Source organism: Pseudomonas emilianonis (assembly GCF_023072625.1).
Taxonomy (GTDB): domain Bacteria; phylum Pseudomonadota; class Gammaproteobacteria; order Pseudomonadales; family Pseudomonadaceae; genus Aquipseudomonas; species Aquipseudomonas paraveronii.
In genome coordinates, this window is the sequence record NZ_JAKNRV010000308.1 from 1 (window position 1) to 6,296 (window position 6,296).

General features: G+C 60.2%; 5 protein-coding genes and 1 tRNA gene. 3 read left to right on the plus strand and 3 right to left on the minus strand.

The features are described 5' to 3' along the window. From L9Z73_RS23345 to L9Z73_RS23355, 3 genes are all read left to right on the plus strand, one after another. On the plus strand, nucleotides 1-817 hold an 817-nt coding region (locus L9Z73_RS23345), incomplete at its 5' end, for an iron chelate uptake ABC transporter family permease subunit (RefSeq protein WP_247406072.1). A 149-nt stretch (nucleotides 818-966) separates the two neighbouring features. Further along, the gene (locus tag L9Z73_RS23350; RefSeq protein WP_247406075.1) at nucleotides 967-1,986 is read left to right on the plus strand and encodes a GNAT family N-acetyltransferase; all 1,020 of its coding nucleotides are present in this window, start codon (nucleotides 967-969) and stop codon (nucleotides 1,984-1,986) included. 93 nt (nucleotides 1,987-2,079) lie between these two features. Beyond that, nucleotides 2,080-4,248, plus strand: a complete 2,169-nt coding sequence (locus L9Z73_RS23355; protein WP_247406078.1) for a TonB-dependent siderophore receptor — start codon at nucleotides 2,080-2,082, stop codon at nucleotides 4,246-4,248. A gap of 556 nt (nucleotides 4,249-4,804) precedes the next feature. On the opposite strand, the gene L9Z73_RS23360 is transcribed toward L9Z73_RS23355, so the two are convergent. The 3 genes from L9Z73_RS23360 to L9Z73_RS23370 form a co-directional block, all read right to left on the minus strand. After that, nucleotides 4,805-4,880: transfer RNA gene (locus tag L9Z73_RS23360), tRNA-Gly, on the minus strand. Between the two features lie 63 nt (nucleotides 4,881-4,943). Then, on the minus strand, nucleotides 4,944-5,504 hold the full coding sequence (gene pgsA / locus L9Z73_RS23365; RefSeq protein WP_247406081.1) for a CDP-diacylglycerol--glycerol-3-phosphate 3-phosphatidyltransferase: 561 nt from the start codon (nucleotides 5,502-5,504) through the stop codon (nucleotides 4,944-4,946). A gap of 32 nt (nucleotides 5,505-5,536) precedes the next feature. Continuing rightward, nucleotides 5,537-6,296: helix-hairpin-helix domain-containing protein (locus L9Z73_RS23370; protein WP_247406084.1), on the minus strand; the 760-nt coding region annotated here is incomplete at its 5' end.

A 6,296-nucleotide genomic window follows, 5' to 3' on the forward strand; every position in this document is an offset into this window, starting at 1 on the left:
CTCGAGTGCGCCACGGGTGGCCGCCGCGTTCGCCGCGGGCATCCTGCTGGCTCTCGCCGGCACTCTGATGCAACGCATGACAGGCAACTCCATGGCCAGCCCGGAAATGCTCGGTGTCAGTTCCGGTGCCGCGCTGGGCGGTATTCTTGCCTTGCTGGTAGTACCCGGTTTCAACCCATTAATACTGCTGCTGGCGGCCACGTTCGGCGCCCTGCTTGCCCTGCTGGCCATTGTCACCCTGAGCTGGCGCAGCGCCTTCGCGCCGGACCGCATGCTACTTACCGGCGTCGCACTGAGCACTTTGCTCAACGCTTTCGCCGCGTTGTTTATGGTCAGCGGCGATTCCCGAGTGTTACTCATGCTCAGCTGGATGACCGGCTCGACCTATCGTATCGACGCCAGCCAGGCGCTAGTCATCAGTGCCCTGGCGGTGCTGTTCCTGCTGGTAACACCTCTGTGCAACCGCTGGCTTTCGATCATGCCACTGGGCGCCGAGCGCACTCGAGCGCTGGGTATTTCCCTGAGCGGCAGCCGCCTGGTCTTGCTGTTACTCACCGCAGTAATGACAGCAGCCGCCACCCTGGTGGTGGGCCCGCTGAGTTTCATCGGCCTGATCGCACCGCACATGGCGCGCCTGCTCGGCGCGCAACGGCCTATCGCGCAATTGCTGCTCTCGGCACTGCTGGGCGGCACGCTCCTGGTGCTGGCCGATTGGCTGGGTCGCAACCTGGTGTTCCCGTGGCAAATCCCGGCCGGGATGTTCGCGACCTTCATCGGCGGTCCGTATTTCATGTGGTTGCTGGCACGTAAACGCTGACAGAGCTTGCTTGAATGCAGGGTAATTTAACAAAAATCTAAATAGTTAAGATTCCCATTCGTTAAAAACTTACATAAGCTATGGCCTGGACGAACTCAGCAGGTTCCTGCGGGTCGGCATACGTGAGAAACCACTAATGGAGAATCATCATGACCACGCCGAACTTCACCCTACATCTGGCTGACGGCCGCAGCGTGATCGCCCAAGTGTCGGACGATGGCAACGGCAGCCTGGCCATCGCGGGCATCGACCCAGTGCATTTCCGTCGGCAAGACGGGTACGTGCTACTGGAAAACATGCCCGAAGCGTTCCCCATCAGTGGCCTGCTGGCGCTGCTCGGCCAAGTCTTCTGCAATTCGTCCCGCGTCCCGATGCTGGAAATCAGCGCCCCGCTCGCCCTCGAGCGCGCACGCGATGCCATACGCCAAGGCGTATTCGACACCCTGCTTGGCCATGACGGCCATACGGCCCGCCTGGCATGCGCGCGCAGCAGTTTCTGGCAACACCCCCTGCCCTGGCTTACCACCAGTTCTGCCGCAGGTATGCCGGTGCGCTACACCTTCAGCGGCGACAAACGTCACCCGCAGCGCCCTCCGATCCCACACGGCGAGGTCTATCGCCGCGAACTGCCCGGCCTGAACACCACCTTCAGCCTGCGCACCGTAGACATCGGACTCGATCTGGAGCGTTTCAACCGCTGGATGAACCTGGAGCAAGTCGCGTTCTTCTGGGAGCAAACCGGCAGCCTGGACGAGCATGCTGAGTACCTGCAGCAGATGCTCGACGATCCGCGTGTCTTGCCGTTGATCGGCAGCTACAACGACGAGCCCTTCGCCTATTTCGAGATCTACTGGTGCAAGGAAGATCGCATCGCACCCTATTACGACGTGCAAGACCACGACCGTGGTTGGCACGTAGTGGTTGGCGAGAGCAAGCACCAAAGCGCCGGCAAGCTCAAGGGCTGGTTCCGCTCACTCATGCATTACATGTTCATCGACGAACCACGCACCCAGCGCATCCTCGGCGAACCGAGGATCGACCACTCCCGGCAGATCGGTTTCCTTGAATCTCAAGGCTACGGCCGGCTCAAGACCATCACCCTGCCGCACAAGAAAGCCGCCCTGCTGCGCTTGGAACGCGAGACGTTCTTCGACGATTACTACCCCTGACCGCTCACCGTTGGCCGCCCGCTGCCTGATGGGGATCGAGTAACGAGCGGCCTGATGCTTACCCACTAAAAAACACCACACTCAGGAGCCTCCATGCACGCAAAAAACGTCTTCGACTATCATCCGTTGGCGCTAGCCTTGTTTCTCAGCAGCCTGTCACTGACCGCAGCCCACGCCGCCGACAGCAGCGATACTGCGGCGCCAGGCGGCACGCTGGTGCTGCAGGAAACCAACATTAATGCGAAGGCGATCGAGAACCCGACCGGCCAGGTCACCGGCCCAGTAGCGACGCGTAGCACCAGCGCGAGCAAAACCAACTCGGCGATCAAGGAGATTCCGCAGTCGATTTCGGTCATCACTCGCGATGAAATGGACAACCGCAAGACCGACACCCTGGCTGAAGCCCTGAGCTACACGCCGGGCGTGATTGCACAGCCGGGCGGTTTCAGTCGCGTCGGTGATGACTTCGTGATCCGGGGTTTCAACGTGGGTTCGGGCACCGGCGGTATCCTGCGCGATGGCATGAAACTGCAAGGCAGCGTGTATGACGGGGGCATCGAACCCTACGGCCTGGAGCGCGTGGAAGTCGTCAAGGGCGCCTCTTCGGTGCTGTACGGCCAACTGTCGCCGGGCGGCCTGATCAACACCATCACCAAGCGTCCGACCGACACGCCCTTGCATGAAATCAACGTTGAATATGGCAGCCATGCGCGCAAGCAGTACAGCTTCGACCTGGGCGGCCCCATCGACGACGAGGGGCAGTTTTCTTATCGCCTCACAGGCCTGTGGCGCGACAGCGACACCCAGACCACCGACGCCGACGACGACCGCCGCTACATCGCACCGGCCTTCACCTGGCGCCCAAACGAGGACACCTCGCTGACCGTCCTGGCCAGCTATCAAGAAACGCGTACCGGTTTTGCACCACCGCTGGACTTTGACCTGACGACCTCGTCACGCGCCAATTACCCCAAGGTCGACCGCGATTTGTACACTGGCGAGCGTGGTTTTGATCATTACAACAACTACACGACCACGGTCGGCTACCTGTTTGAACATAACTTCACGCCTGACCTGAAAGTCCGTCACGCTCTGCGCCACTTCGATGCCGACCTGAGCTGGGACTACATGCAAGTCGCCGATACCGGCAGCACCGCCTTGCGCAACCAGGGCCTGCTGGCACGCCGGGCGAGTATCCGCCGCGAGCGCTCCGAAGGCTGGACCAGTGACAACAACGTGGAATGGACGCTCAACAGCGGCGGGTGGCAGCACACCCTGCTGGCTGGCGTGGACTACTACCACAAGACCTACGATTCGCATCGCTTCTCCAGCGCCAACTCCATCTTCAACCCGGCCAACCCGGTGTACGGCGCATCGACGCGCATCACTTCCGGCGACACCGGCTCGGACCTGCATAGCGCCCAGTCAGGCGTTTACCTGCAGGACCAGATCAAATTCGACAAGTGGACCCTGCTCTTGGGCGGTCGCCAGGATTGGGCGGAAAGCCGCACCTACGCCAATGCCACCGGCGCACGCACTCCACGCACCGACAAGAAAGCCACTGGCCGCGTAGGCCTGGTGTATGAAGCGGACAATGGCCTGGCCCCATACGTCAGCTGGAGCCAGTCGTTCCTGCCAGCCAACGTATTCAACGCCAACGCCGACACCTCGTTCAAGCCGACCGAGGGCGAACAGTACGAAGTGGGCGTGCGCTATACCCCGCCAGGGACCAATGCGCTGTTGAGCGCCGCAGTGTACGACCTCAAGCAGAAAAACTCGCTGAGCACCGACCTCACCGGCAACACCGTGCAGTTTGGTGAAACCCGTTCACGCGGTCTCGAGCTGGAGGCAAAGGCTGAGATCACCCCTAACCTCAGCACCACCGCATCGTATACCTACACCGACTCGAAGATCACCGATGACTCCGTCGCCAGCCGGGTGGGGACACGCATCGACGGCGTGCCTTACCACATGGCCAACCTGTGGGCCGACTATCGCTTGAGCGCTCTGGGCCTGTCCAAGGTCGTGATCGGCGGTGGCGCCCGCTACATGGGGACCAGCCGTACTTCCAGCTCGGACAACGACGAGAAGGTTGATGCCTACACCCTGTTCGACGCCAAAGTCAGCTACGAAGTCGACAAGAACTGGACTGTGGCCATGAAGGCGCAAAACCTGACCAATGAAAAGTACCTGTTCTGCAACGCCTCGTGCCGCTATGGCGACGAGCGCACGCTGATCGGATCGGTCAACTATCGCTGGTAACAGGCTGATCGCAACCCAACGAGAACGCTCTTTGATGGGGAATGCCATTCACTTAAACATTTGAGTCCAAGCCGGGCTTATCTGAACATCCGATGCCAGACCTCTGGCATCGGATTTTTTATGTCTGCTCAACAGAACTTACTCGACCCAGACCAGTGGTCTAGATGTTGTGCCGGCAACAAACACGGTCAGTGAGGAAGTGGCGTCAGCCCGCCGTGGGCCAATGCTTCGAACACAAACACCAGATTCATCCGCAACGCGGGTGGGTCAGTTTTCAATCAGCGCAAACAGCGTAGTCAATACCCGTGATTCGGGCGTGCAGAATAGACATTTCTGAGAGTGCCATCGCGAGCGCCTGAACAGAGTCAGGGTCAGATGCTCATCTCGCTACGCAAACGGCTCCAGCAACAAACCGATTCCGCACGCGTCAGAATCCTGGACTCAAACGCACCGGATAGTGCTGGATTTCAGTGGTTCCCGCCGGAACGAAAAAAGGACCCGAAGGTCCTTATTTCAATCGCTTACAGAATTCAGTGGAACTCTGCAGCGCTATGTTTGGAGCGGGAAACGAGACTCGAACTCGCGACCCCGACCTTGGCAAGGTCGTGCTCTACCAACTGAGCTATTCCCGCGTCTTGGTGGTGCGCATTCTATAGAATCCTCAGCACCCGTCAACCCCTTGATTCAAAAAAGTTTTATTTTTTTTCAACGGTGGTCCGCAGGTGAGGCCAGGCAGCGCGTAAATACTGGAGCATGGACCACAGCGTCAGGCCGGCGGCGACAAGTAGCAAGGCGTAGCCCAGCAAGACCCAGAAGGAGAAGTCCGACGGGTTGGCCAGCAGGATCACCAGCGCGAGCATTTGCGCGGCGGTTTTCCATTTGCCCATGTTCGACACGGCGACGTGGGCGCGGGCGCCGATTTCGGCCATCCATTCACGCAGGGCAGAAACGACGATCTCGCGGCCGATGATCACCGCAGCCGGCAGGGTCAGCCACAGGTTGCCGTGTTCCTGCACCAGCAACACGAGGGCGACGGCCACCATCAGTTTGTCAGCCACCGGGTCGAGGAACGCACCAAACGGCGTGCTCTGTTCCAGGCGGCGGGCCAGGTAGCCGTCAAGCCAGTCGGTGGCGGCAGCAACGGCGAACACCGAACTGGAGGCCATGTAGCTCCATTCGTAAGGCAAATAGAACAACAAAATGAAAATCGGGATAAGCAGGACGCGTAGAACGGTGATCAGATTAGGGATATTCATCGGCACAACTGGCTGCGAGGTGAGAAGGCATTCTACTCGCTGTGCAGATTTGCATAAATCAACTCAGCGAGCTTTTTACTGATACCGGGTGCTTTGGCTATTTCGTCAATGCTGGCACGGGAGAGCTCTTGCAAGCCACCAAAATGTTTAAGCAGGTCGCGTCGGCGTGTCGGACCTACCCCGGCCACGCCTTCCAGGGTTGAGGTTCGCCGGGTTTTGCCGCGACGGGCACGATGGCCGGTAATGGCAAAACGGTGGGCTTCATCACGGATCTGTTGGATCAGGTGCAGCGCAGGCGAGTCGCCCTTCAAAGTGAACTCATGGGCGGCATCATTCAAGTACAACGTCTCGAAGCCGGCCTTGCGCGTGGCGCCCTTGGCCACGCCGAGCAGGATCAGGTCGGGCACCGCCAGTTCGTTGAGCACGTCGCGGGCCATGGACAGCTGGCCCTTGCCGCCGTCCACCAGCAGGATATCGGGCAGCTTGCCCTCCCCGTCCTTCAATTTGCTGAAGCGGCGGGTCAAGGCCTGGTGCATGGCGGCGTAGTCGTCGCCGGCGGTGACGCCTTCGATGTTGTAGCGCCGGTAATCGGATTTGATCGGTCCCTCCGGCCCGAACACCACGCAGGACGCCACGGTGGCCTCGCCGCTGGAGTGACTGATGTCGTAGCACTCCAGGCGCTGGGGCGGCTCGTCCAGGTTGAGGACTTCGGCCAGTGCCTCGAAGCGCGCGGCCACGTGCAGAACGTCGCAGATTACGCGCATCGGCCAGGGTTGGTAGACTTGGCGCCCT